Source organism: Pseudomonas sp. DY-1, assembly GCF_003626975.1.
GTDB lineage: Bacteria > Pseudomonadota > Gammaproteobacteria > Pseudomonadales > Pseudomonadaceae > Metapseudomonas.
The window spans coordinates 15521-39279 of the sequence record NZ_CP032616.1; the positions used below are offsets into that span (position 1 = coordinate 15521).

31 protein-coding genes, 1 tRNA gene and 1 pseudogene are annotated in these 23759 nt (G+C 59.1%); 24 read left to right on the plus strand and 9 right to left on the minus strand.

Going from position 1 to position 23759, the window contains the following annotated elements; genetic code table 11:
* Positions 1-139 precede the first annotated feature (139 nt).
* From D6Z43_RS00320 to D6Z43_RS00340, 5 genes and pseudogenes are all read left to right on the plus strand, one after another.
* A complete protein-coding gene (locus D6Z43_RS00320) occupies positions 140-1417 on the plus strand; it encodes a hypothetical protein (protein ID WP_120649739.1) in 1278 nt (425 codons plus the stop codon).
* Positions 1417-2424, plus strand: coding sequence for a tyrosine-type recombinase/integrase (locus D6Z43_RS00325; protein ID WP_256660853.1), 1008 nt, complete (start codon positions 1417-1419; stop codon positions 2422-2424). The genes D6Z43_RS00320 and D6Z43_RS00325 overlap by 1 nt, the downstream gene beginning before the upstream one ends.
* 43 nt (positions 2425-2467) lie before the next feature.
* Entirely contained in the window at positions 2468-2782 is a 315-nt protein-coding gene (locus D6Z43_RS00330; RefSeq protein WP_120649741.1) for a type II toxin-antitoxin system RelE/ParE family toxin, read from the plus strand.
* A 5-nt stretch (positions 2783-2787) separates the two neighbouring features.
* A pseudogene (locus D6Z43_RS00335) lies at positions 2788-3073 on the plus strand (helix-turn-helix domain-containing protein).
* 327 nt (positions 3074-3400) lie between these two features.
* On the plus strand, positions 3401-4153 hold the full coding sequence (locus tag D6Z43_RS00340; RefSeq protein WP_120649743.1) for a hypothetical protein: 753 nt from the start codon (positions 3401-3403) through the stop codon (positions 4151-4153).
* A gap of 153 nt (positions 4154-4306) precedes the next feature.
* Here the strand turns inward: D6Z43_RS00340 and D6Z43_RS00345 are convergent, their stop codons facing one another.
* From D6Z43_RS00345 to D6Z43_RS00355, 3 genes are all read right to left on the minus strand, one after another.
* The gene (locus tag D6Z43_RS00345) at positions 4307-5494 is read right to left on the minus strand and encodes a hypothetical protein (RefSeq protein WP_120649744.1); all 1188 of its coding nucleotides are present in this window, start codon (positions 5492-5494) and stop codon (positions 4307-4309) included.
* Positions 5495-5502: 8 nt separating this feature from the next.
* The gene (locus D6Z43_RS00350) at positions 5503-6681 is read right to left on the minus strand and encodes a hypothetical protein (protein WP_120649745.1); all 1179 of its coding nucleotides are present in this window, start codon (positions 6679-6681) and stop codon (positions 5503-5505) included.
* A gap of 139 nt (positions 6682-6820) precedes the next feature.
* On the minus strand, positions 6821-7096 hold the full coding sequence (locus D6Z43_RS00355; RefSeq protein WP_120649746.1) for a helix-turn-helix transcriptional regulator: 276 nt from the start codon (positions 7094-7096) through the stop codon (positions 6821-6823).
* A gap of 127 nt (positions 7097-7223) precedes the next feature.
* Here D6Z43_RS00355 and D6Z43_RS00360 point away from each other — a divergent pair, with 127 nt between their 5' ends.
* The 16 genes from D6Z43_RS00360 (at position 7224) to nadS (ending at position 15851) form a co-directional block, all read left to right on the plus strand.
* A complete protein-coding gene (locus D6Z43_RS00360) occupies positions 7224-7439 on the plus strand; it encodes a DNA-binding protein (protein WP_120649747.1) in 216 nt (71 codons plus the stop codon).
* Positions 7436-7726 (plus strand): hypothetical protein, encoded by a 291-nt coding sequence (locus D6Z43_RS00365; RefSeq protein ID WP_120649748.1) that lies wholly within the window; start codon positions 7436-7438, stop codon positions 7724-7726. The genes D6Z43_RS00360 and D6Z43_RS00365 overlap by 4 nt, the downstream gene beginning before the upstream one ends.
* A gap of 3 nt (positions 7727-7729) precedes the next feature.
* On the plus strand, positions 7730-7954 hold the full coding sequence (locus D6Z43_RS00370) for a DNA-binding protein (protein WP_120649755.1): 225 nt from the start codon (positions 7730-7732) through the stop codon (positions 7952-7954).
* Positions 7955-7957: 3 nt separating this feature from the next.
* On the plus strand, positions 7958-8245 hold the full coding sequence (locus D6Z43_RS00375) for a DUF5447 family protein (RefSeq protein ID WP_120649756.1): 288 nt from the start codon (positions 7958-7960) through the stop codon (positions 8243-8245).
* A gap of 3 nt (positions 8246-8248) precedes the next feature.
* Positions 8249-8461 (plus strand): hypothetical protein, encoded by a 213-nt coding sequence (locus tag D6Z43_RS00380; RefSeq protein WP_120649750.1) that lies wholly within the window; start codon positions 8249-8251, stop codon positions 8459-8461.
* 247 nt (positions 8462-8708) lie between these two features.
* The gene (locus D6Z43_RS00385) at positions 8709-9062 is read left to right on the plus strand and encodes a hypothetical protein (protein ID WP_120649751.1); all 354 of its coding nucleotides are present in this window, start codon (positions 8709-8711) and stop codon (positions 9060-9062) included.
* 18 nt (positions 9063-9080) lie between these two features.
* Entirely contained in the window at positions 9081-9248 is a 168-nt protein-coding gene (locus tag D6Z43_RS27745) for a hypothetical protein (protein ID WP_162945785.1), read from the plus strand.
* On the plus strand, positions 9245-9460 hold the full coding sequence (locus D6Z43_RS00390; RefSeq protein ID WP_120649757.1) for a hypothetical protein: 216 nt from the start codon (positions 9245-9247) through the stop codon (positions 9458-9460). Before D6Z43_RS27745 ends, D6Z43_RS00390 begins: the two co-directional genes overlap by 4 nt.
* A gap of 11 nt (positions 9461-9471) precedes the next feature.
* Positions 9472-9678: a major capsid protein gene (locus D6Z43_RS00395; RefSeq protein ID WP_120649752.1), complete on the plus strand. Its 207-nt coding sequence runs from the start codon at positions 9472-9474 to the stop codon at positions 9676-9678.
* Between the two features lie 484 nt (positions 9679-10162).
* Positions 10163-11236, plus strand: a complete 1074-nt coding sequence (locus D6Z43_RS00400) for a virulence factor TspB C-terminal domain-related protein (protein ID WP_120649753.1) — start codon at positions 10163-10165, stop codon at positions 11234-11236.
* The gene (locus D6Z43_RS00405) at positions 11236-11562 is read left to right on the plus strand and encodes a DUF2523 domain-containing protein (RefSeq protein WP_120649754.1); all 327 of its coding nucleotides are present in this window, start codon (positions 11236-11238) and stop codon (positions 11560-11562) included. Before D6Z43_RS00400 ends, D6Z43_RS00405 begins: the two co-directional genes overlap by 1 nt.
* 12 nt (positions 11563-11574) lie before the next feature.
* The gene (locus tag D6Z43_RS00410) at positions 11575-12750 is read left to right on the plus strand and encodes a zonular occludens toxin domain-containing protein (RefSeq protein ID WP_120649738.1); all 1176 of its coding nucleotides are present in this window, start codon (positions 11575-11577) and stop codon (positions 12748-12750) included.
* 165 nt (positions 12751-12915) lie between these two features.
* Positions 12916-14193: a hypothetical protein gene (locus tag D6Z43_RS00415; protein ID WP_120649739.1), complete on the plus strand. Its 1278-nt coding sequence runs from the start codon at positions 12916-12918 to the stop codon at positions 14191-14193.
* Positions 14193-15200 carry a tyrosine-type recombinase/integrase gene (locus D6Z43_RS00420; protein ID WP_256660853.1) on the plus strand — a complete coding sequence of 336 codons (1008 nt, stop codon included), beginning with the start codon at positions 14193-14195 and terminating at the stop codon, positions 15198-15200. The genes D6Z43_RS00415 and D6Z43_RS00420 overlap by 1 nt, the downstream gene beginning before the upstream one ends.
* 43 nt (positions 15201-15243) lie before the next feature.
* On the plus strand, positions 15244-15558 hold the full coding sequence (locus tag D6Z43_RS00425; RefSeq protein WP_120649741.1) for a type II toxin-antitoxin system RelE/ParE family toxin: 315 nt from the start codon (positions 15244-15246) through the stop codon (positions 15556-15558).
* A 5-nt stretch (positions 15559-15563) separates the two neighbouring features.
* A complete protein-coding gene (gene nadS, locus D6Z43_RS00430) occupies positions 15564-15851 on the plus strand; it encodes a NadS family protein (RefSeq protein ID WP_120649742.1) in 288 nt (95 codons plus the stop codon).
* 93 nt (positions 15852-15944) lie between these two features.
* Here nadS and D6Z43_RS00435 read toward each other — a convergent pair.
* From D6Z43_RS00435 to D6Z43_RS00450, 4 genes are all read right to left on the minus strand, one after another.
* A tRNA-Gly gene (locus tag D6Z43_RS00435) sits at positions 15945-16018 on the minus strand.
* 97 nt (positions 16019-16115) lie between these two features.
* Positions 16116-16997 carry an alpha/beta fold hydrolase gene (locus tag D6Z43_RS00440; protein WP_120649760.1) on the minus strand — a complete coding sequence of 294 codons (882 nt, stop codon included), beginning with the start codon at positions 16995-16997 and terminating at the stop codon, positions 16116-16118.
* Between the two features lie 397 nt (positions 16998-17394).
* On the minus strand, positions 17395-18087 hold the full coding sequence (locus D6Z43_RS00445) for a pseudouridine synthase (RefSeq protein ID WP_120649761.1): 693 nt from the start codon (positions 18085-18087) through the stop codon (positions 17395-17397).
* Positions 18087-18299 (minus strand): cysteine-rich CWC family protein, encoded by a 213-nt coding sequence (locus D6Z43_RS00450; RefSeq protein ID WP_120649762.1) that lies wholly within the window; start codon positions 18297-18299, stop codon positions 18087-18089. Before D6Z43_RS00450 ends, D6Z43_RS00445 begins: the two co-directional genes overlap by 1 nt.
* Positions 18300-18563: 264 nt before the next feature.
* Between D6Z43_RS00450 and pcsA the strand changes: the two genes are divergently transcribed.
* From pcsA to D6Z43_RS00465, 3 genes are all read left to right on the plus strand, one after another.
* On the plus strand, positions 18564-19286 hold the full coding sequence (gene pcsA / locus D6Z43_RS00455) for a phosphatidylcholine synthase (RefSeq protein WP_120649763.1): 723 nt from the start codon (positions 18564-18566) through the stop codon (positions 19284-19286).
* 170 nt (positions 19287-19456) lie between these two features.
* A complete protein-coding gene (locus D6Z43_RS00460; RefSeq protein WP_120649764.1) occupies positions 19457-19897 on the plus strand; it encodes a carboxymuconolactone decarboxylase family protein in 441 nt (146 codons plus the stop codon).
* Between the two features lie 7 nt (positions 19898-19904).
* Positions 19905-20324: a cupin domain-containing protein gene (locus D6Z43_RS00465; RefSeq protein ID WP_120649765.1), complete on the plus strand. Its 420-nt coding sequence runs from the start codon at positions 19905-19907 to the stop codon at positions 20322-20324.
* 269 nt (positions 20325-20593) lie between these two features.
* Here D6Z43_RS00465 and D6Z43_RS00470 read toward each other — a convergent pair whose 3' ends face one another.
* Both D6Z43_RS00470 and D6Z43_RS00475 read right to left on the minus strand, forming a co-directional pair.
* Positions 20594-21856, minus strand: a complete 1263-nt coding sequence (locus D6Z43_RS00470; RefSeq protein WP_120649766.1) for an OprD family porin — start codon at positions 21854-21856, stop codon at positions 20594-20596.
* A gap of 88 nt (positions 21857-21944) precedes the next feature.
* Positions 21945-23717, minus strand: coding sequence for an acyl-CoA dehydrogenase C-terminal domain-containing protein (locus D6Z43_RS00475; RefSeq protein WP_120649767.1), 1773 nt, complete (start codon positions 23715-23717; stop codon positions 21945-21947).
* Positions 23718-23759 lie beyond the last annotated feature (42 nt).

Below are 23759 nucleotides of genomic sequence, written 5' to 3' on the forward strand. Positions count from 1 at the left end.
GGGCCCTTCGCCGCGGCCTTTTTGCCCGGATGCGAGCTTGCGAGCACCGCGCAAAAGGCCGCGGGGCTGACGGCCCTGTAACACGTCAGACAAAACAGTTTCGAAACGGCAAATACCGGCAAGTAATGGAGATTGGAAAATGAAGGCGAAGGACCTGTTGCGGGTTGATCCGCTGTTCAATGAAGACCCGAAGGGGCGTGTCTTTTTCGATCCACACACCATGCGGATGGTCGATTTGAGCAACGTCCGTTTGCTCCGCTGTGGCGTGGATACCGTCCGCCAGCTCTATCGTGGGCTGATCCGTCCTGGCGTGATCGAGCTGTTCGACAACCCCGGCACCATCGTCGATTTCGCCGGTGAGCGGTGGCATGCCGGGCGAGTGGGCAAGGATTCGGGCTACCAGTACAAGCTCCAGAATGCGGACCTCGGCTTCATTCTGCTGGTGAAGAACTTCAACGTGAAGGTGGACAGCCTCGGCCCTCACGTGAAGATCGAGGTGTCGCCGCATGCCATCGATGCCCTCAGCCCGGAACGCCTCCAGGCCCGAATGGATCACTACGCCGAACACCTGCTGTCCCATGTCGAGGTGAACCAGTGTGCCGTGCATCTGGCCCTGGATCTCCAGAACTGGACCCCGCCCGCCGATTTCGTCGCCCGCATGCACTGTCGCGCCCGGACGCACCGCGACATTTCCGGCATCAACGAAATCCAGTGGGACACCAAGTCCAGCGTCTACGGACGCGGCGAAACCTACATGTTCGGCTCGGCCAGCGGTATCCAGCTCTGCCTGTACAACAAGACCGAGCAGGCCCGGGCCACCGACAAGCTGGATTACTGGGAAGAGGTCTGGAAGCGCCGCGACTCCTTCTGCGATGACGACCCGCTCAACTACGACCCAGAGCAGGACGTGTGGCGGATCGAACTGCGCTATCACCACTCCATCGTCCAGCAGTTCGCCTCTGGCTCGATTGACGCCCGCTCCGGTCAGGCCATCGAAACCAAGACCTTCGAAGCCTTCTCCGGGCATCTGGACGGCCTGTGGCGGTACGGCCTGGGGCAATTCAAGCTGCTGGCCCGTCCTGGCTATTTCGAGCCGATCTGGTCGCTGATCCGCAATGACGTGGTGGTCGATCTGCCGGTGGACTCGCTGCTGGAGGAAACCGAGTACAAGCGCTACCACAAGACCAGCCGGGGCTTTTCCGGGAAGAACGTGGAGCTGTTCTTGGGAAACTTCGTCAGCCTACTGGCAAGGGAGCGGGTGGGCGCAAAAAAGGCATTTGATCGGCTGCAAACCTGGGAATGCTGGCCGGTCATTCGGGATCACTACGCCGCCAAGGAGATGAGCGAGAACGACATCTACAAGCACATCAAGGACCTGCTGGAGGAACGCCATATCCGGTGGGGGAGGGCGGTGTAGTGGCCATCGTTCAGTTGTCCGATGGTCGTTGGCGAGTCGATGTGGAGCCAATCAAGGGCAAGCGATTCCGCAAGACGCTGAAGACCAAGGGCGAGGCCCAGCGCTTCGAAGCGACCTGCCGATCCAAGTGCATCGAAACGCCCAACTGGAGCCCCAAACCCAAGGATCGTCGCCGTCTCTCCGAGCTGGTTCAGCTCTGGTATGAGTTGCACGGGGTCTCCCTCACGGATGGCCATCGCCGCTTTGCCATTCTCAAGACCACCGCTCAGAGCATGGGTGACCCAATAGCGCGATCTGTCGAAGGCGCCCATGTTGCGTCGATCCGTGCCAAGTGGATGGCGAAAGGTGTGAAGGGCAAGACGGCGAACAACCGGCTGGGCTACCTCAAGGCGGTGTACAACGAGCTGTACAAGCTGGATGTGATCGACTACCCGTGCCCGTTCAGCCGTATCCAGCCCGTCCGCTTGCAGGAACGGCCGCTGGCCTACCTGACCAAGCCGCAGATAGCCGAGCTGCTGGAAGCGCTACGCACTCGGGACACGGCGCCGCATACCTACATGGTCGCGCTGATCTGCCTATCGACGGGAGCACGATGGGGCGAGGCGCAGGCTTTGACCCCGGAAAGGATCGGCTCGGGCGTCATAACCTTCGCTAACACCAAGTCGAAGCGAGTGAGGGCAGTCCCGGTGGCTCCGTCCCTGGTGGAGTCGATGCAAAAGCACTGGCGTGAGCATGGCCCGTTCAGCAACTGCATCGGCGTGTTCCGCAAGGTGCTTCTCGAAACCTCGATCAACCCGCCCAAGGGCCAGTCGAGCCACATTCTGCGTCACACCTTCGCTGCCCACTTCATCATGGGTGGCGGGCACATTGTGACGTTGAAGGAGATCCTGGGGCATGCCTCGCTGAGCATGACGATGCGCTACGCACACCTGGCTCCCGAGCATTTGCATGATGCGATCAGGCTTGGGCCGATGGCCGATTTCACTCTACCGCCTGCTAACCAATGACCGAGTCAATTGAAGGGGATACGCCAGTGGCGTACTATCGGCGATGATCTTTATTGAGACTCCGATCTTCACCAAGCGTCTGCGTGAGTTGCTCAGCGACGACAGCTATGCGGCGTTTCAGCGCCAGTTGGCCGAGCGGCCGGATATGGGCGACGTGATCGAAGGCACCGGAGGTATTCGCAAAGTGCGTGTCGCCTCGGGTGGACACGGTAAGCGGGGCGGGTCCAGGGTCATCTACTACCACTTCACTTCGGCTTCGCAGATTGCACTGCTGCTGATCTACCCGAAGAACGAGAAGGATGATCTGTCGGCCGATGAGCGAAAGGTGCTCAAGCAAATCATTGAGCGGTGGAGGTAATCGCCATGAGCAAATTCTTTGAAGACCTTCTGGAAAGCGTCCAGCAAATGGACGAGATCCACCGTGGCGAGCGTAAGCCTTCACGGGAGTTCACCGTGGACGCGCTGCAGGTGAAGGAAATCCGCAAGGCCACTGGCCTGACCCAAGCCAAGTTTGCGGCCATGATCGATGTGCAGCTCGGCACGTTGCGCAACTGGGAACAAGGTCGGCGTGAACCCACTGCCCGGCCAAGGCGCTGCTGCGGCCATCCACAATGACCCCAAACACGTCATCCAGGCACTGTCTCACTGAGCCTGTAGGCGGGTCGATTTCGACACTTTTTCGACACCCCACCAAACCCCAGAAACGAAAAAAACCCCATAAATCAGGGGCTTAGTCAGGGGATTTTGGAGCGGGCGAAGGGAATCGAACCCGTTTCAGGTGGGTCGCAGTAGGTTGCAAAGTGGTGCAAAGCCCTGATCACTCGGCCTGCCAAGGCTTTGTCTCGTTGCTATGTGTCGCTGTGTATTCGACACATTTTCGACACCTCGCGGGTTTCGTTACATCCGCCGCGCCGCAGGGTTTCCTTTCCGGTAGGATCGTTGCAATAGCTCAATGTGGGACAGAGGAGGTCTGTAAATGAGCGCAGAAGTTATCGCGGCGATTATCGGGTTTTGTGGGGTTGCTTTTGCCGCCTTTCTAAGTTCTGTTGGATACCTTCTTAAGGCGCGAGTTGAGCTAAAGCGAAGTGCTCGTCTTGTTCTTTATTATCTTATGGAGATCAGATACACCATAAATACTACGCTCATTGATCCCAATAGTTTTTATGAAGGGTTCATGAGGGAGGTAAATAAAGTGTTTGAGGCGAGAGGTATTCCAGTAGCCGATCCTGTTATTGCTGAGTTGGTTGAAGCGGCGGTCTATGCTCATCTGTCAAATATGGTGGGGTCCATACGAATGGAGATTGATGAGGGGCTTTTGGTTGGCTATGAGGAGTCCCTGAAACTATTGGCGTGTGAAAAACCTGTTCTGGCCTATCAGCTAAGGGGCAAGGAGAGAATCCAAGAGGCTGCTTCTCACACAATTCAATATACGGAAAAGTTAGAGAAAGAAATCATTCCTGATATCTCCACTGGGAAAGTTCAGGATTTTCTCCTATCGTTCTCGCGTAGTAAGAAAGGTGAGTCTCTGAATGAGGTTGCCGATATGCTGGATGGAGACATCCTCATGCTCGCCAAGAACTGTGGGTTCCTTGAATATATAAAGTGCAAAAGAGCCTTAAAAAAGACCTCAAGGCTCCATGAGAACTTCGATTTTTCCGGTATAGACGAGTTTCTTGACACGATGATGGACTCACTCAAAGTCTTCGCCCAAGCCCAAGAAATTAAGTAGCAGTAGAAGAACTCTCTCGTCCTGGCTAGTGTTCATGGCGCCAATCAACGGAATGTTGAATAAATTAGTGATTGGCGCAGTGCTCAATTCTTTTGAATTTAAATTGGGGGTAAATCTATTTCGCTCCCTGTTTTCGAGGATCTGGTTCAGCCATTAAATAATAGGAGCTGGAGCTGGAGCTGGAGCTGGAGCTGGAGCTGGAGCTGGAGCTGGAGCTGGAGCTGGAGCTGGAGCTGGCTTCCTTTTTTTGAACTTGAACAAGAGTTCTGGAAGAAATTCAATCGTAGATGAATTGATTTTTGAGAGGGTCTGTTCTTGCGTTGGTGGTAGATTTCTAAATTGATGAAAAATGAAATTTCTAACTGGGTAGAAGAATTCCTCGAAATTTACTCCGGTCTTCTTTGCAACTCCGCCCAGGAATGAGTCACATTGAGTTTTGAGGTCTGCTAGTGAGCCAGCACAGTTGGCATATTCATTGATGAGCAGCTTTATCCTCTCCTTTTCAGAGCTGAGTACTTGAAGCTCTCGCAGTATGTCCTTCGTCGCTGAGGGGTCAGCTTTCGAAGCGAACAGATTATCTATCACTGCTTCTTGTTCATGCTTCAGGATGTTTTCTAGTAATAACTCAAAGACCTGATAGACATAGAAGAAGCAAAATGCAGGATTGTTTTCGTATGGAAAGAGATTGCCCATGATGGATGAAATTACGTGGCTGTTTTCAACTTCTTCAGATATGTAGTGTAATTTTAGTTTGTCGCCATCTGGCAGATTTGCATGAAAGTGCGAGAGGTCAGGGTTTTTGATTGTGAGTGGACTAAAGCCGTATTTCATAAGGGATGGTATTGCTCGGCTAATATCAAATCCTTCTCCATTCAGGGTCTCCTTGCTAATAACGAGGATTACAGTGTCTGGATGAAAGAATTTTGAGAGTCGTATGTTTTCATCTCCGCTGATGTCTGGTCTTTCAGTGTATATGTCGTCAAACGAGGAGTTGATGATCAGTTCGATTGCTTTGTATGCGTAACGCAAGAAGTGAGGGCTGCTGGCGTAACTATGAAGCGAAGACTCTAGCGCATTTATCGGGATGCACCAGCCAATTCGAGGCTCGTCCGATTCTTTTTTGAGGTGCGTGATAAATATGTCATTTTCCTTGACTCCTTTTCGGAGGAGGAAATGCACCTCAAATTCCTTATCCTTAAAATCGTCAATTAGTGTCAATGGCGTAAAGATCTGGAAGCTAAGTTCGTGGTCCTCTTCGAAGGATACAGTGTGGTGTCCTTCCGAATATCCTGAGTAAACGAGCTTTACGCTTTTTCCATGATGCACACACTCAAAAGCCATAGTGCACCTTACATGTTTTGGGCTTGATACTTCCTAAGAGCAGTCTTGGAAGCTTTGGTAAGGTCTCTGTAGCTTTCTGAGTCTTTGTTGAATAGGTCTCTGAAGAAGAATGTGAAGTAAGTTCTTTGGGCGTTGCCAATTTTACTGGCATTGTTTTTTAGCCAGTCCAAAGAGTTGTTGGTTTCTTCTAGAAATTCCTCTGGATCGTCAATGGTGAGGGTGTTTATTATCTCTATAATTTCATCTACGCTATTTACAGATTGGAAGTCAATTAGCTTTCCAATTGCGGCGCCTAGTCCAGACATGGCCTGCGGCTTTTTAAAGATCTGAACAGGTTTTTTTGCAAAGGGAGAATTATTTTTTTCCAAGTAATCTTCAGAAAGTTCGCAGTCTCCGCAGATTTCTTCTAGTTTCGTGACAAGGTGATGCAGTGTCTCCAGGTACTTTTCAAAAAGCTCTGTACCTTGGTTCTCTTTCGAGAGTTTTTCAAGGCTGTTAATGTTTTCCAGTATGTCCGCCTTTTCTATTGGAAGTTCATCTCTGTCCAGGTAGGCGTTAAACCCTTCTACTACGTCCTTAAAGTTGTACTGGTTGATTCTGGATGCGACCTTGTTGTCGTTCTCTCGGAGTAATTCAACGCCATCTATTCCTGTCTCGATATAGTCAAGGTAAAGAATTTCAATCTGCTGGCGCAAAGACATTGGAGTCTGTCCGGTATTAAGCGTCAGCATTCGATAGAGAATCCCAAGGCGATTCAGGCCAACATATAGCTCCACCCGTATTTTGGATCGACGAACGCTTTCTAGAGTATCAATGTCATTCTTTTCGGTTAGTTCGGTGAGAAGGTCGAGAATTGTATAGGTTCGCTGTAGTCCATCTAGAATCACAAGGTTTGAAGCGTTTTGCATAACCTCGTCGAGGAATCTGCCTTCGTCGTCTGGAATGCTCTCGTCATAATCTTTTATGGTGGTGGTTAGTGCTAATACCACCGGTGGAATAACGCACTGTCTCATCAGGTCGTGCTTAAGGAGTGAGTATACAGTTTTAGATGAGCGTACTCTTTTTCTCTGGAATACGTTGTTTTCCAAGACTCCTTTTATTATCCCAACATACTCCCCAATCTCCATTTCTATAAGGGTATTGGTAGCATTGATTCTTAAGTCTCTAAGATGAGATGCGACTTTCATGGCGTTCCCTGTTAATTTTAAAAATTAGCCTTGGTTATTTAAGGGCATATGTTCGTGAGTGTGCACAAATTTCAATTATTTCATCCTTGTTCGCGTCTTGCTTGGGCATACCATCGCCTAGTCACTTCTTTAGTAATTGCTATCCCGCGCTTTGATTTGGCAAGTTTGAATGCGCTGCATCGTAATCAGGACTGGTTTGGCCCATTTCTGGAGCAACTTCACCAGTCAGCATCCACCACCTGTATTGAGGGAACACTTTGGCGATAGCCAGAATCTCCTCTTCTTTGATCTCCCTCTTGCGGGCAGGGTTCTTCAGATTGTTCCAGGTATAGCGGCTGATTCCCGTCCGCTCTTCAAGCTCCGGTAGGCGGATGCCGGAGCTTTTCAAAATTTCTATAACGCGAGCCTTTATCATAACGAAATGATCTATATGTTATCTATCCAAAATGGATTTGTTTCTGTATTATTCGTTTCAGGTTGATCCATATTGGATCAATTAAAGGCGAATCGCTTGCATTGCAACGAATAGTGACGGAACAACCATGGAACTGGAAGAGCTTGACCCGCGCGCGCTGATCGGCCCGCAACAGGACGTTGAAACCATCGAGAGCTGGGCCGAACGCAACGGCGTCGCATACGGCGTTGTCCGGGCCTGGGCCATGAAGGGTGTGCTGCCCACCGTGAAGCTGGGCAAGCGCCGCATGGTCAACAGCGCCATGCTCCGCACCTGGCTCCTGGAGCAGGAGTGGACGGCATGAATGCTCACCTCACCGCCTGCCTGCGTTCGCTTCTGCTCTCCATCCGCTACTCCGAGCCAAGCGCCTCTCTGTCCGCACTGGTGCTCTTCCACCAACTGGTGCTGATGCATCGCATTGCCCGCTGCGTAAATGCGGACCAGTACATCCGCCTGATGACTCTGGCCGCCAACGCATGCCGCTACGCCCTGGCCGGCTACAAGCAAAAAGCCGTCGCTGCGATCACCCAGGCCGACTCCGCCGCACTGGCCCGTTTCATCGACCTTCATTCCCGAGCAAAGGAGCGCTAGGCAATGGAAAGGGAACGCTTCGACCTGTCACTCAAAGACCTGCTCAGCCCGCCCCCGGTAATGCCCTGGCGCGAATTCGCGGACTGGATTCGCATGGGCAACGACCACGACGTGGTGTGGGGCTGGATTCGCAACGGCTACATCCCGTCGCACAAGGTGGGCAAGTACGTGATGGTCAACGTGGCGCTCCTGACCCAGCAGTTACTGGAAAAGGAGTGGACGGCGTGAACCATGAACACACTCGACCGCTACCGCCGCCTCGCCCACGCCGCCAACTGCGACTGCTCTGTCTGCTGGTCCCGTCGCGAACTGGCGAAGAGCGCGCCCTCCCGGTCCATGTCCTGCGAGCACTGCCGCCCCGCGCAGATATCCAAGGTCGCTGGGCGCTGGGTCTGCCAGCCGGCCTCGTTCTGCGAGAAACACAGGCCCGCCCGCCGCGCCCCGAAGTACTGGAACGTTGTGTACGACAGCGGCAAGCCCACGCCCTTCGTGCCCATCTACGAGCCGTTCGAGGACTGAGCCATGACTGACGCCCAATTCATCGTCGTGGTCGTGGCCCTGTTCGCCTGGCTGACCTTCCGGCTGGCCAAGGCCCTCGGGCTTCTCCCACGCCGCCGCCCCCGCGCCGGACTCGCCCCGGTCCAGGGCCGCCGCACCGGCTTGTCCGAACACGCTTCACCGTTCGGTCAAACGGAGCGCCGGGCGGAGCGCACCCTTGACCGCGCCCCGCCCTGAAAAGCCTCGGCTGGGGAGAGAGGGGCAGCTCCACCGCCCCGCGCTCCCGAGCCCTCGGCGGCAAGAGTGGGATGACAAGGGCAAAGCCCTTGGTGTTGACCCAGTAACCGGCCGCGCAGGCCCACGTTTTTAACCCCCGGTAGACCGAGACAGCACTCGGGCGAAAACAAGAGTTCGCCTGTGTGGGATCGCTCGGCCTGCTGAAAGGCAAACCGCGCATGTCGCGCACCCAAGTGAGGAAACACAAATGGCACGTTCAATCATGGAAGTTGCATTCCTGGGCACCCAAAAAACCGAAATGGAAGGCGCCAAGTACGTGAAGGTCTTCTACGGCGATGAGCCGGACGGCAAGACCGAGCACGGCCTCTCCATCATCGGCATGGCGGTGGCCGACGATTACGCGGATGAGGTGTTCGCCGCTGGCGCTCAGTTCTCCCCGCTGGAAATGGTCCGCATCACCTTCGAGGTGGACCGGGGCGGCCAGAACAAGGGCAAGAACCTCGCCCTGCACATCGAGTCGGCCAAGCCGCGTCCGACCTCGCAAGGCTCCCGCCAGTCGCAGCCTGCCGCTCAGCCTTCGAGCGAGCCGGCCAAGTCCTAACCGGGGGAGGGCGCCGCCATGGTGATTCTGGATCGCGTCGTGTGTGACCGCTGCGGGCGACCGATGGGCCAGCTCTGGAATCAACCGGCCCCGGCGTCCGACCTCCTGCCGCAACTCCATGAACACACCTGCCCCGGTGGCTGCGAACAGCCGCTACCGGCCCAGGTGCTGGAGCACACGGCGTGAATTTCATCCTCTGTGACGGTGAGTGGGGCCAGGGCGCAGGCGGCGAGATCGTCTGCACCGGGCAACTCTCGGCGCTCACGGTGGAGGAATTCCGGGCCTCGCTGGATCAAGGGTCCGGGCTTACGTGGGAGGACGCCCAGGCGCTCAAGGATGAGGTGCTCATCCTGTTCGCCGGGGTCTTTGCCTTCCTTCTCCTGAAGAAACTGCTGTGAGGATTCACACCATGCGTATCAAGCAACTGCGTTCCCGCATCTCCGCTGCCGTTGGCACCGCCGCCGCTGTCGTCGGCAGTGCCGTCCATGCCGCGGTGCCGACCGAGGCCACCACCGCACTGACCACCGCTGGGACCGACGTCGGGACCATCGGCTGGGCCGTGTTCGGCGTCCTCGTCGCGGCGGCTGCGTTCAAGTACATGCGCCGCGCCCTGTAAGGCCGGTGTCCGTTCCATGGGCCCGGTTCGCCGGGCCTTTCTTTTCCACAGGGCGAGTAGCGAGATGGTGAACCCATGTCCTTCGACTATCCGGCGTTTTATCTGGCCCTTTGCTGCGTGGCTTTTTACCTGGTGTTTTTCGGGCGTCTTTAGCCCTCAAGCATCTGCCGGCACCGGCACCTCGGCCTATTACGTGACCGGACAGCTGACGGCTAGCCTCCGATCGAACCCTGCTGAGTCCTGTGCTGCCTATGGCGCCGCTGTTGGCATTTCGTTTCAAGAGCTCAACGGCGTTGATACAGGGTGTTTCTACTACGGGCCGAATGGGGAGTCGCGCTACACCTACCGGTCGCTCGCCGTGGGTTATTGCCCGGCAGGGCAACTGTTCTACAACGAGCTCGGTCAGTGTTCGGGGACCCCCCCGGAGCCGGAACCCGATCCCTGTGAAGCCACCATCGGCCAGAACCTCTCCCACGAACACCGCATGGGCGACTACACCGGAGGTGGTGCCATCGGTGGCCGCACCGACCCTCCCGGCGTGGTCTGCCAGGGTTCCTGCCAGTACGCCTGGGACAGCGCCGGACCCACCAACGTCTACCGCTTCGTCGATGGCACGCCCAATGGCGTGTTCGGCCTGTTCTCGTACAAGGGCAACGGCGTGTCCTGTAGCGCCGAAGACAGCCCTAACAAGGGCCCGTCCTCCCTGGAGGCGCAATCCAAATCCGAGTCCAGCTGCACCGACAAGGTGACCGACGGAGAAGGGCGGGTGCATATGACCTGCCAGACCAGCAGCGAATACACCAATCCCGGCTCCTGCGACCGGGGCCAGGTTAACGGCGAAACCGTGTGCATTCCCAACAGCCCGTCGCCCTCGCAGCAGAAGACCGAGACCGAAAAAGAAATCACCGAGGTCACCAACCCGGACGGCTCCAAGACCACCACCACCAGCGAAACCACCACTACGACCAACTGCTCCGGCACTAAGTCCTGCACCACCAGCGTGACCAACAACACCTCCGTCAGCCACACCAACGCCGACGGCAGCAAGGGCGATGAGTCCTCCACCTGCACCGGCTCCGGCTGCAAGGACGGCGACGGCAAATCGCAGGACGACAAGGACAAGGAGAAAGAAGAGAAGGAAGAAGACGAGTCGGTAGCGACCGGCCTGGCCTGTACGGAAACCGTGGCGTGCGAAGGGGATGCTATTCAGTGCGCGATTCTGCGGCAGGAAAAGGAGCAGAAGTGCGCGGCTGAAGAACTGAACGACTTCGCGGCGCACAAGGACGATATCGAAGGCTTCCTCGCCGACGCCGATCCCGGCAACCCCGAATCGCCGCAACTCCAGGTGCCGTCCTTCATCGACTCCGGGGCCCGCTGGCTCCCGTCCGGCACCTGTCCAGCGGACCAGTCGCTCAACCTGCAAACCCTGGGTGGCCGCAGCTTCTCGCTGTCCTTTGAACCGCTCTGCGCGGCGGTCAACGACCTGTCCTATGTCCTCGTGGCCATTGCTGCCGTTGCGGCGGCGCTCTACGTGGGCCGAGCCTTTGGAGGTGCCTGATGCAATTCCTCTTCATCGCCCAGCTCATCATGATGATCATCGGCCCCGCCGTGCGCCTGGTGCTGCGCATGCTCGGCGTCGGCTTCGTCACCTACGTCGGCTACAACATCGCGCTCAACGGGGCCGAGTCCTACATCATGAGCCGGGTGGGCAGCAGCGGCGTGATCGTCCAGCAGATGCTCGGCATGGCGAAGTTCGACGTGATCGTGAACATCTACCTGTCCGCCATCACCACCCGCATGGTCCTGTCCGGTCTGGACAAGGCCGCAGACCTCAAACGCAAGCAAGTCTGGCGCGCCCCTGGCGGCAGCTCGATTGAAGCGTAAGGAGCCGCTCCCATGATCATTCTGAGGACCGGCAAGCCCGGTCATGGCAAGACCCTCAACGCCATCCGCGAAATCGATGAGAAAGCCTTCAAGGCGGGCCGCGTCGTCTACTACCACAACGTCACCGGGCTCAAACCGGAGAAGCTGCAGGCGGCCTGGTTCGAGTTCGATGACGCCACCAAATGGTATGAGCTGCCCGCCGACGCCATCATCGTCGTGGACGAAGCCCAGGGCTCGGCGGCGGTGCCCATGTTCGGCGTTCGCGATCCGCGCAAACCGATTCCCGAGCACGTCAGCCGCCTGGAGTTGATCCGCAAGAACGGTCACGAGCTGCACCTGATCACCCAGGACCCGCGCTTCCTGGATGTGCACGCGCGCCGTCTCGCCGATGGGCATATCCACTTCGTGCGGGTGTTCAAGTCGGCCCAGCTGCTGCGCTTCGAATCGCAGTTCGTCATCGAGGAGGTGGAAAAGAAAACCGCCTTCAAGGACGCCGACAAGCAGCCGGTGAAAATCGACCGGCGTTTCTTCGACGTCTACCAGAGCGCCAACGCGGGCCACCACTTCAAGGTCAAGCTGCCGAAGAAATTCCTGCTCGCCTCGCTGGTGATCGTCGTGGCGGCGGGCTTGGTCTTCCGCGCAGTGGAACGCTACAAGGAAGGCGCCTTGCAGGACCAGGCCAGCCCTGCGGCGGCAGAAAAGTCCCTGGTGGACAAGGTCAGCGACAAGGTGGATTCGGTGTTGGCGCCCGAGGCCACGGCGGCACCCAAGACCAAGGCGCAGTACCTGGCCAGCCGCGAACCGAGGATTCCTGATATTCCATCCTCGGCGCCGGTGTACGACGAACTGACCAAACCGGTGAGCCATCCCCGGATGTACTGCCTGTCCACCTCGGACCCCTTCCTGGTGGCCAAGCGTCCCCCGGACACGGTGAAGGATGGCGTCTCCTGCCAGTGCTACAGCCAGCAGGCCACCCGCGTGGCGACCTCCTTCGACTTCTGCTTCAACGCGGCCACCTACGGCTTCTTCGACGCCAGCCTGCCGGACCGGCAATCGCTGGAGAACGCCAGGGCCAATCCGCCGCCCACCACCGGCCCCGCCCAGGTACCGCCTTTCGGCCCCGATGCGCCACCCAAGCAGGTACGCGTTACCCAAGTGCCCTATGTGAAGGGGGAGTTCCTGTGGTGATCGATCGCTTGGCTGTGACCCTCACAGGGCCCTTCGCCGCGGCCTTTTTGCCCGGATGCGAGCTTGCGAGCACCGCGCAAAAGGCCGCGGGGCTGACGGCCCTGTAACACGTCAGACAAAACAGTTTCGAAACGGCAAATACCGGCAAGTAATGGAGATTGGAAAATGAAGGCGAAGGACCTGTTGCGGGTTGATCCGCTGTTCAATGAAGACCCGAAGGGGCGTGTCTTTTTCGATCCACACACCATGCGGATGGTCGATTTGAGCAACGTCCGTTTGCTCCGCTGTGGCGTGGATACCGTCCGCCAGCTCTATCGTGGGCTGATCCGTCCTGGCGTGATCGAGCTGTTCGACAACCCCGGCACCATCGTCGATTTCGCCGGTGAGCGGTGGCATGCCGGGCGAGTGGGCAAGGATTCGGGCTACCAGTACAAGCTCCAGAATGCGGACCTCGGCTTCATTCTGCTGGTGAAGAACTTCAACGTGAAGGTGGACAGCCTCGGCCCTCACGTGAAGATCGAGGTGTCGCCGCATGCCATCGATGCCCTCAGCCCGGAACGCCTCCAGGCCCGAATGGATCACTACGCCGAACACCTGCTGTCCCATGTCGAGGTGAACCAGTGTGCCGTGCATCTGGCCCTGGATCTCCAGAACTGGACCCCGCCCGCCGATTTCGTCGCCCGCATGCACTGTCGCGCCCGGACGCACCGCGACATTTCCGGCATCAACGAAATCCAGTGGGACACCAAGTCCAGCGTCTACGGACGCGGCGAAACCTACATGTTCGGCTCGGCCAGCGGTATCCAGCTCTGCCTGTACAACAAGACCGAGCAGGCCCGGGCCACCGACAAGCTGGATTACTGGGAAGAGGTCTGGAAGCGCCGCGACTCCTTCTGCGATGACGACCCGCTCAACTACGACCCAGAGCAGGACGTGTGGCGGATCGAACTGCGCTATCACCACTCCATCGTCCAGCAGTTCGCCTCTGGCTCGATTGACGCCCGCTCCGGTCAGGCCATCGAAACCAAGACCTTCGAAGCCTTCTCCGGGCATCTGGACGGCCTGTGGCGGTACGGCCTGGGGCAATTCAAGCTGCTGGCCCGTCCTGGCTATTTCGAGCCGATCTGGTCGCTGATCCGCAATGACGTGGTGGTCGATCTGCCGGTGGACTCGCTGCTGGAGGAAACCGAGTACAAGCGCTACCACAAGACCAGCCGGGGCTTTTCCGGGAAGAACGTGGAGCTGTTCTTGGGAAACTTCGTCAGCCTACTGGCAAGGGAGCGGGTGGGCGCAAAAAAGGCATTTGATCGGCTGCAAACCTGGGAATGCTGGCCGGTCATTCGGGATCACTACGCCGCCAAGGAGATGAGCGAGAACGACATCTACAAGCACATCAAGGACCTGCTGGAGGAACGCCATATCCGGTGGGGGAGGGCGGTGTAGTGGCCATCGTTCAGTTGTCCGATGGTCGTTGGCGAGTCGATGTGGAGCCAATCAAGGGCAAGCGATTCCGCAAGACGCTGAAGACCAAGGGCGAGGCCCAGCGCTTCGAAGCGACCTGCCGATCCAAGTGCATCGAAACGCCCAACTGGAGCCCCAAACCCAAGGATCGTCGCCGTCTCTCCGAGCTGGTTCAGCTCTGGTATGAGTTGCACGGGGTCTCCCTCACGGATGGCCATCGCCGCTTTGCCATTCTCAAGACCACCGCTCAGAGCATGGGTGACCCAATAGCGCGATCTGTCGAAGGCGCCCATGTTGCGTCGATCCGTGCCAAGTGGATGGCGAAAGGTGTGAAGGGCAAGACGGCGAACAACCGGCTGGGCTACCTCAAGGCGGTGTACAACGAGCTGTACAAGCTGGATGTGATCGACTACCCGTGCCCGTTCAGCCGTATCCAGCCCGTCCGCTTGCAGGAACGGCCGCTGGCCTACCTGACCAAGCCGCAGATAGCCGAGCTGCTGGAAGCGCTACGCACTCGGGACACGGCGCCGCATACCTACATGGTCGCGCTGATCTGCCTATCGACGGGAGCACGATGGGGCGAGGCGCAGGCTTTGACCCCGGAAAGGATCGGCTCGGGCGTCATAACCTTCGCTAACACCAAGTCGAAGCGAGTGAGGGCAGTCCCGGTGGCTCCGTCCCTGGTGGAGTCGATGCAAAAGCACTGGCGTGAGCATGGCCCGTTCAGCAACTGCATCGGCGTGTTCCGCAAGGTGCTTCTCGAAACCTCGATCAACCCGCCCAAGGGCCAGTCGAGCCACATTCTGCGTCACACCTTCGCTGCCCACTTCATCATGGGTGGCGGGCACATTGTGACGTTGAAGGAGATCCTGGGGCATGCCTCGCTGAGCATGACGATGCGCTACGCACACCTGGCTCCCGAGCATTTGCATGATGCGATCAGGCTTGGGCCGATGGCCGATTTCACTCTACCGCCTGCTAACCAATGACCGAGTCAATTGAAGGGGATACGCCAGTGGCGTACTATCGGCGATGATCTTTATTGAGACTCCGATCTTCACCAAGCGTCTGCGTGAGTTGCTCAGCGACGACAGCTATGCGGCGTTTCAGCGCCAGTTGGCCGAGCGGCCGGATATGGGCGACGTGATCGAAGGCACCGGAGGTATTCGCAAAGTGCGTGTCGCCTCGGGTGGACACGGTAAGCGGGGCGGGTCCAGGGTCATCTACTACCACTTCACTTCGGCTTCGCAGATTGCACTGCTGCTGATCTACCCGAAGAACGAGAAGGATGATCTGTCGGCCGATGAGCGAAAGGTGCTCAAGCAAATCATTGAGCGGTGGAGGTAATCGCCATGAGCAAATTCTTTGAAGACCTTCTGGAAAGCGTCCAGCAAATGGACGAGATCCACCGTGGCGAGCGTAAGCCTTCACGGGAGTTCACCGTGGACGCGCTGCAGGTGAAGGAAATCCGCAAGGCCACTGGCCTGACCCAAGCCAAGTTTGCGGCCATGATCGATGTGCAGCTCGGCACGTTGCGCAACTGGGAACAAGGTCGGCGTGAACCCACTGGCCCGGCCAAGGCGCTGCTGCGGGCCATCCACAATGACCCCAAACACGTCATCCAGGCACTGTCTCACTGAGCCTGTAGGCGGGTCGATTTCGACACTTTTTCGACACCACCAAACCCCAGAAACGAAAAAACCCCATAAATCAGGGGCTTAGTCAGGGGATTTTGGAGCGGGCGAAGGGAATCGAACCCTCGTCATGAGCTTGGGAAGCTCAGGTAATGCCATTATACGACGCCCGCGAAGGGTGCTCTTTTTACCAGAACGCGCGGGCGAGGTGAAGCCCGGGGCAGTCACAAGTTACTGAAAATACTTGCACCTGCCCGGGCGGCCACGCGTTCAAACGGCTACTGCCTGGTAGTCGGCAACCTGCGGGCGAGCCATGCCCTTGGTGGCCGGCGCCTTGAGGAAGCCCAGCATGGCTTGCTGGGTCTGCAGCCAGGCGGCCTTGGTTTCGACGTCGACGAAGTGGCCGGCGTTGTCGATGGTGGCGAACTGGCAATCGCGCACGTGCTTGGCGAAGTGGCGGGCATCCTCGGCGGAGGTGTACTCGTCGCGGTCCCCGTTGATGAACAGCAGCGGGATGTCAACGTTGGCCAGGCAGTCCACGTAGCAGCGCGAATCCATGTTCAGCACCTGGCAGACGTGGTGGTGCATTTGCAGGTACTCGTGGTCGTCGAGGCTGCTGCAGTGTTTGTGGTTGAAGCGCTGGTACAGGCTCGGCAGGTACTTGCCGATGGTGTTGTTGACCAGGTGGCCCACGGCGTCCCGATCGATGGCCGACAGGCAATCCAGGCCGCGGGTCAGGTAGTCCATCATCGGCTCGTTGAGGATAGGCGAGAAGGAGGTGACGATGGCCTTCTTGATCCGTGCCGGGCACTGGGCCAGGGCGAGGAGGGCGGAGACGCTGCCCCAGGAGAAGGACATCAGGTAGTCCACCCGGAAGTGCTCAATCAGGTGGAGGAGAATGTCGGCCTCGGTTTCCTTGCCGATGAAGCGCGAGTTGTCGTTATGCGGCTTGGACTGGCCGGCATAGGGCTCGTCGAAGAGCACCACGTTGAAGTGCGGTTGCAGGTATTTCACTGTCTGCGCGAACGAGGCGGTCGTCGACAAGGAGCCGTTGACCAGAATGATGGTCTCCCTGGCTTCCGGGTTGCCGTAGAACTCCGTGTAAACCTTGTACTGGCTGTGAATCTCGACGATGGCGGTTTCCGGCCTCATGTCGTTTCCTCCTGGCGCAGATGGGTCATGCGAGCCCTCTCAACGGCTTGGCCCGCTCTAAGTCTTGGCAGTAGGAAAGCGCCTTTCGATGACAATCGAATGTCAGGCTGGAATTTTTAGAATTCTTTATTTATCAAGCGGTTAGGTCGAGAAAAGACGAGGGAGTTCGGCGCTTTTCAGAGCACCGAACGAGTCTTCTAACCAGGCAGGGAACCTACGAGTGCAGAGCACAGGAGACCGCAGGGAACGCTTAGATGGTCGGCGTGACTCTTTGGTCACGCTCTGACCTTGTGTCCGATTTAAGCAGGGCATGATTTCACTCGCAAGCTCATTGAAAGGAAAAATTCTTGCAGTTCGTCGGGTTATTCAATCCCGATGTGACTCGCGAGTGATCTAGCTAAAAGCAGGCCACTTCCTGAGCCGTGAGCGACCGGTAGTCGCCTGGCTGCATCTGCGGGTCCAGCTTCAGCGGTCCGACGCTCTCGCGGTGGAGGCGTACGACCTTGTTCTGGAAGTGGCCGAACATGCGCTTGACCTGGTGGTAGCGACCCTCGTGCAGGGTCAGGCGGGCGGCGCGGGGGCCGAGGATTTCCAGCTGGGCGGGGAGGGTGGTCAGGCCCTCATAGGCGAAGTAGAGCCCTTGCGCGAAGGTGTCGATGTACTCGGTACCGATGGGCTGCTCGGTTTCCACGTAATAGACCTTGGGCTGCTTGCTGCCGGGCAGGGTGAGCCGGCGGGACCAGAGTCCGTCGTTGGTGATCAGCAGCAGGCCGGTGGTGGTGAGGTCCAGGCGCCCGCCCAGGTGCAGCTCGTGCTTGTCGGGCTCGTCGAGCAGGTCGAGCACGGTGGGATGCTCCGGATGCTCGGTGGCGCTGACGTGGCCGGAAGGCTTGTAGAGCATGAAGTAGCGGGCTGGCTTGCCGGCCTGGAGCAGGCGATCGTCGAGCTCGACGCGGCTGAATTCCCGGACCTCGAAGCGACTGTCGGTAACTGGCTGGCCATCCACTCGAATCCGACCGGCGGCTAGCAGCAGGCGCGCGTCGAGGCGGCTGAATTCCGGGAAATTGCTCAAAAATCGATCAAGGCGCATCAGCTTGGTGCATCGGGTGGCAACGCGCGTGCGCAGCGAGGACAGAGGCAGGTGCGATCGATGTCCTGCGGGGGGATCTCGTCGAGCACGGCGGGGTTGATCTTCGCCTCGAAGCACCAGCAAGCCTGGCCGGCCCTGGCGGGATCAGCCTGGGTGCACTGGTTGCTCTGGCCGCAAAGCGGGCAGCGGGTGGGATCGGGTGGGGCGCTCATGGCGGTTGATCAGGGTGGAAAGGGCGCAAGGTTGCCGTCTTGGAATTCTGGCTGCAAGTCCGCACCGATGGGGGCCGTTTTTCGGATGTTCGCGCGCCGACCGGTATTGCTGTCTGGCGCGGATGACCTAGGCTCGAATATGCAAGGTGAAGATGTCTGAAAGCGACATGGCCGGATTCACAAAACTCTGAAGGCATTTGAGAAGCTAACGCATAATCGCGGTCTATCGATTCTGTCACCCACCATTTAGAGCAGAGCTGCCTCGTGTCCACCAACATTAGTGTCGTCAATAAAGCCAAGGCCTGGTCGGCTCACGGTGTCACTGCCACCGGCGTTGTGCTGGCCCTGATGGCCATTCTCGCCCTGTTCGACAATCAGCCCCGCGACTGCCTCCTCTGGCTGGGTGCTGCCCTGCTGGTCGATGGTCTGGATGGCACTCTTGCCAGGCGTGTCCAAACCAGCACGATGCTGCCTAATTTCGACGGCTCGACCCTGGACCTGGTGATCGACTACCTCACCTACGTGTTCATTCCGGCCATCTTCATCTACCGCTACATCGACCTGCCCGAGCATACGGCGCTGGTCGCGGTGAGCCTTATCCTGGTGTCGTCGCTGTTCTGCTTCTGCAACCTGAACATGAAGAGCAGCGACAACTACTTTGTGGGTTTTCCCGCTGCGTGGAATGTGGTGGCGCTGTACATCTGGATCATCGATCCGCTGCCCGTTGTGAGCCTGCTGCTGATTTGCGCCCTCGCGGCGCTGACGCTGACCAAGCTGAAGTTCCTCCATCCGTTCCGGGTGCGCAAGCTGATGCCACTGAATATCGTGGTCACCTTCGTGTGGATGATCAGCAGCATGCTGCTCATCCTCCAGCACCCCTTCTACAAATCCCTGGTGCTGGGCATCTGGTGGCTGGCCTCGGCCTACTTCGTGGGCATCTGCTTGTGGCGCAGCCTGCTGGACTGGACCCACAAGCTGAAGGCTTGATCGTTCTTTGTCGGAGCGAATTCATTCGCGATTGAATTCGCTACCACAATCTTTCTCACCCTGATCTCGCACGTGCATTGGCCACCTCGTAATCACGCCAATTGGCCGTAGGTCACAAGCCCCGTCGGCAGTAGTTTTGAGGCATCCCTTCCCACCACGAGGATGCCTCGATGACACCACGCATGGATTACTACTCCGCCTCTCCCGACGCGCTCAAGGCGATGCTCGCCCTGGAAGCGGCGGTGAGCAAACTCCCCCTGGAGAAGCCGCTGCTGGAGTTGGTGAAGCTGCGTGCATCGCAGATTAATGGCTGTGCCTTCTGCGTCGACTTGCACAGCTCCGACGCACGCAAGCGTGGGGAAACCGAGCGCCGCCTCTACTCGGTTGCCGTCTGGCGCGAAAGCCCGTTCTTCAGTCCTCGCGAACGCGCCGCTCTGGCCTGGACGGAGTCCCTGACGCGCCTGGCCGAAACTCACGCCCCCGATGAGGACTATGCCCAGTTGGCGGCCGAGTTCAGCGAGCGCGAGCGGGTGGACCTGACCCTGGCGATCAACACCATCAACAGCTGGAACCGGCTGGCTGTCGGCTTCCGCAAAATCCCGAGCGAGTGAGACCACGATGCGCAACCTGAAGACCTTGAGTGCCTTGGCCGCTGGCCTGATGCTGTTGAACCTCCCCCAGGCCTATGCGCACGAAACGGGCGAGGGCCAGGAGCAGGTCACCATCCTGCATGATCACGAGCTGCTCAATGCGCCTGGCAAGCAGGCCATCCTGCTCACCGTGGACTATGCGCCAGGGCAACGCTCCGTGGCCCACAGTCATGCAGGTTCGGTGCTCGCCTACGTTGAGGAAGGGGAGGTGATCTCCCAGCTCAAGGGCGAGGAGCCCAAGCGCTACAAGGCGGGCGAGAGCTGGTACGAGCCTGCGGGCAGTGTCCACCTGCAATCGCGCAATGCCAGCGACTCCAAGCCGGCGAAGCTGGTGGTGTGGATGCTCAAGACCGAGCAGGAGGCAGTGCTCGAGCCTTACCCGAAGTGAGCGTGAGGGGCTGTGCTATGTGTCCGTAGGATGGGTTCGGCGGCGGTCCGCGAGCCTGCGATACCCATTAGCCCGGTGTGCAGTCATCGACGGGTTTCGCTTCGCTCAGCGCCAACCTATGGGAGCCCCTCTCCCTGAAGGGAGAGGGGCGGCCCGTGCGCACATCCCTGTAGGGGCGAATTCATTCGCCAGGCAGGACGCAGTCCTGCCGTAGGTTGGCGTCGAGGAACGAGGCCCAACAGCGCGGTCCGAAGGTTGGCTTTGAGCCCTTACCAGAGTGGCAGGGTGTAGCTGAGAATCAGGCGGTTCTCGTCGAGGTCATTGCCGAAGTTGGTCGAACGTACCGTGGCGTTGCGCCACTTCAGCCCGAGGTTCTTCAGTGGGCCGCTCTGCACCACGTAGGCGATATCGGTGTCGCGCTCCCATTCCTTGCCGTCTTCGCGGCCAGCGCCCAGCTCGATGCCGTCGCCGGAGAGGTAGCGGGTCATGAAGGTCAGCCCCGGAATCCCGACAGCCGCGAAGTTGTAGTCGTAGCGTGCCTGCCAGGAGCGTTCCTCGCGGTTGGCGAAGTCGCTGATCTGCACGAAGTTCACCAGGTAGGCGTCGCTGCCATTGACGTAGGCGAAGCCGGTGTCGCCGCTCATACGCTGGTAGCCCAGGCCTACGGCGTGGCCGCCGAAGCCGTAGGTGAACATTGCGCCGAAGGCCTTGTTGTCGACATTGCTGCCGCCCTCGTCGGTGGAGCGGGCAAAGCGCAGGTCGCTCTTCAGGCTCTGGCCGTCACCCAGGGGCAGCAGGTGGTTCAGGCTCAGGTAGTGCTGGCGGTAGAAGTCGTCCAGGCGGCCGAAGCCATAACCAGTGGTGAGGGCGTCGTTCCACTTGTAGCTGAGGTTGGCGAAGTCGAAGGCATCGCTGGTGGTCTGGCGCGCGCGGATGTTCTTCACGCCCACCGTGGTGATGCTCATGTCCTCGTAGTCCGAGGAGTCGCGCTGGTTCACCTGGCGCAGGCGTCCGCCATCGAAGGTCAGGCCGTCGATCTCCAGGGAGTTGAGTTGACCGCCTTCGAACGTCTGCGGCAGCAAGCGCGAATCGTTGGCCAGCAGCACCGGCAGCTTGGGCATCAGGGTGCCGAGCTTGAGGGTGCTCTTCGAGGCGCGCAGCTTGGCGGTCAGGCCCAGCTCACCGTATTCATCCTGGGCGCGCTTGGGCGCTTCGCGGTCACGCTTGAGCAGTCCGGAACCGGCACGGTCAGGGCTGGAGTCGAGTTTCACGCCAAGCAGGCCGATGGCGTCGACGCCGACACCGATCTGTCCCTCGGTGAAGCCGGACTCATAGCGCAGGAGGAAACCCTGGGCCCATTCCTCGGCCTTGGCCTGGGTCGCGTTGTCTTGGCGGAAGTCGCGGTTGAAGTAGAAGTTGCGCAGCTCCAGGCTGGCTTTCGAATCCTTGACGAAGTCCGCCAGGGCGGGTGTGGAGCAACACAGCGCGCCGCCGACGAGCAGTAGGTGGGAGGTGAGGGTGGTACGGGTCATCGTGAGTCCTCTTGTTTTTGTTTTTTCAGGTACAGCGGTATTAAAAAAGCGCGGCCCAAAGGAGCACGGGCCGCGCCACGCTCAAGGGTCAGAACTGTTCGCTGGAAAGGCCGAAGAGCGGCTCGGCGCCAGCGCGGATGCTGGCCTCCAGGGCCAGGGTGCGCGGTAGCAGACGACGGAAGAAGAACTCGGCGGTGGCCAGCTTGGCGCCGTAGAAGGCCTCGTCCTCCTCTCGACGCGCTTCGGCTACGGCAGCCATGCGCGCCCACAGCCAGGCGTAGGCCACATGGCCGAAAAGCTGCAGGTATTCCACCGAGGCTGCGCCCACTTCGTTGGGGCTGCGGCTGGCCTGGGCCAGCAGCCATTCACTGGTGCCCTCCAGGCGCCCGAGGGCTTCCAGTAGTTCGGTGGTGTAGGGGGTGGCGGATTGGCTGGCGAAGGCGCGCACCTCGGCGCAGAACAGCTTGAGTGCGGCGCCGCCGTTGGCCACTACCTTGCGGCCCAGCAGGTCGAGGGCCTGGATGCCGTTGGTGCCTTCGTAAATCTGCGCAATGCGTACGTCGCGTACCAGTTGTTCCTGGCCCCATTCGCGGATGTAGCCGTGGCCGCCGAACACCTGCTGGCCGAGCACGCAGCTGTCCAGGCCGGTGTCGGTGAAGAAGGCCTTGGCCACCGGAGTGAGCAGAGCCACCAGGGACTCGGCGCGCTGGCGTTCGTCGCTGTCATCGGCGTACTTGGCCAGGTCCAGTTGCTGGCCGACATAGCAGGCGAATGCGCGGCCACCCTCGGTCATGGCCTTCATGCTGAGCAGCATGCGGCGCACGTCGGGGTGATGGATGATCGGGTCGGCCACCTTGTCCCGCGCCACTGGGCCGGCGGGCGCGCGGCTCTGGATGCGCTCGCGGGCGTAGGCCACGGCGCTCTGGTAGGAGGCGTCGGCGCAGCCAATGCCCTGGATTCCGATGGACAGGCGCTCGTAGTTCATCATGGTGAACATCGCCGCCAGGCCCTTGTTGGCTTCGCCGATCAGCCACCCGCTGGCGCCGTCGAAGTTCATTACGCAGGTGGCCGAGGCCTTGATGCCCATCTTGTGCTCGATGGAGCCGCAGCTCACGGCGTTGGCCGCGCCGAGGGACCCATCTGCGTTGACCATCACCTTGGGCACCAGGAACAGGGAAATGCCCTTGGGACCGGCCGGCGCATCCGGCAGCTTGGCCAGCACCAGATGGATGATGTTTTCGGTGAGGTCTTGTTCGCCTCCGGTGATGAAGATCTTGGTACCGGTGATGCGGTAGCTGCCGTCGGCCTGGGGGGCGGCCTTGGTGCGGATGATGCCGAGATCGGTGCCAGCCTGGGGTTCGGTGAGGCACATCGAGCCGGCCCAGCGACCTTCGTACATCGGGGGCAGGTAGGTCTGTTTCAGGTCGGCGCTGGCGTGGGCGTCGATGGCCAGGCAGGCGCCGGAGGACAGCGCGGAGTACAGGGCGAAGCTGGAGTTGGCGGCGTAGAGCATTTCCTCGAACTGCACAGCGAGCATCTTCGGCATGCCCAGGCCACTGAAGTCCGGGTTGCCGGAAAGCCCCACCCAGCCACCGTCGATATAGGTGGCGTAGGCCTCCTTGAAGCCTGTCGGGGTGCTGACCACGCCCTCGTGCCACTGAGCGCCTTCTTCGTCACCGCTGCGGTTGAGCGGGGCGATGAGCTGCCCAGTGACCTTGGCCGCTTCTTCCAGGATGGCGTCGGCGGTGTCGACATCGACCCGTTCGGCCAGCGCAGGCAGGCGCGCCCAGAGGGACGGGGCGTCGAAGACCTCATGCAGGACGAAGCGCAGGTCGCGCAGCGGGGCGTTGTATTCGGGCATGGCGTGGAACCTCTGTTACGGCGATTGCGGGAAGGCACGGCC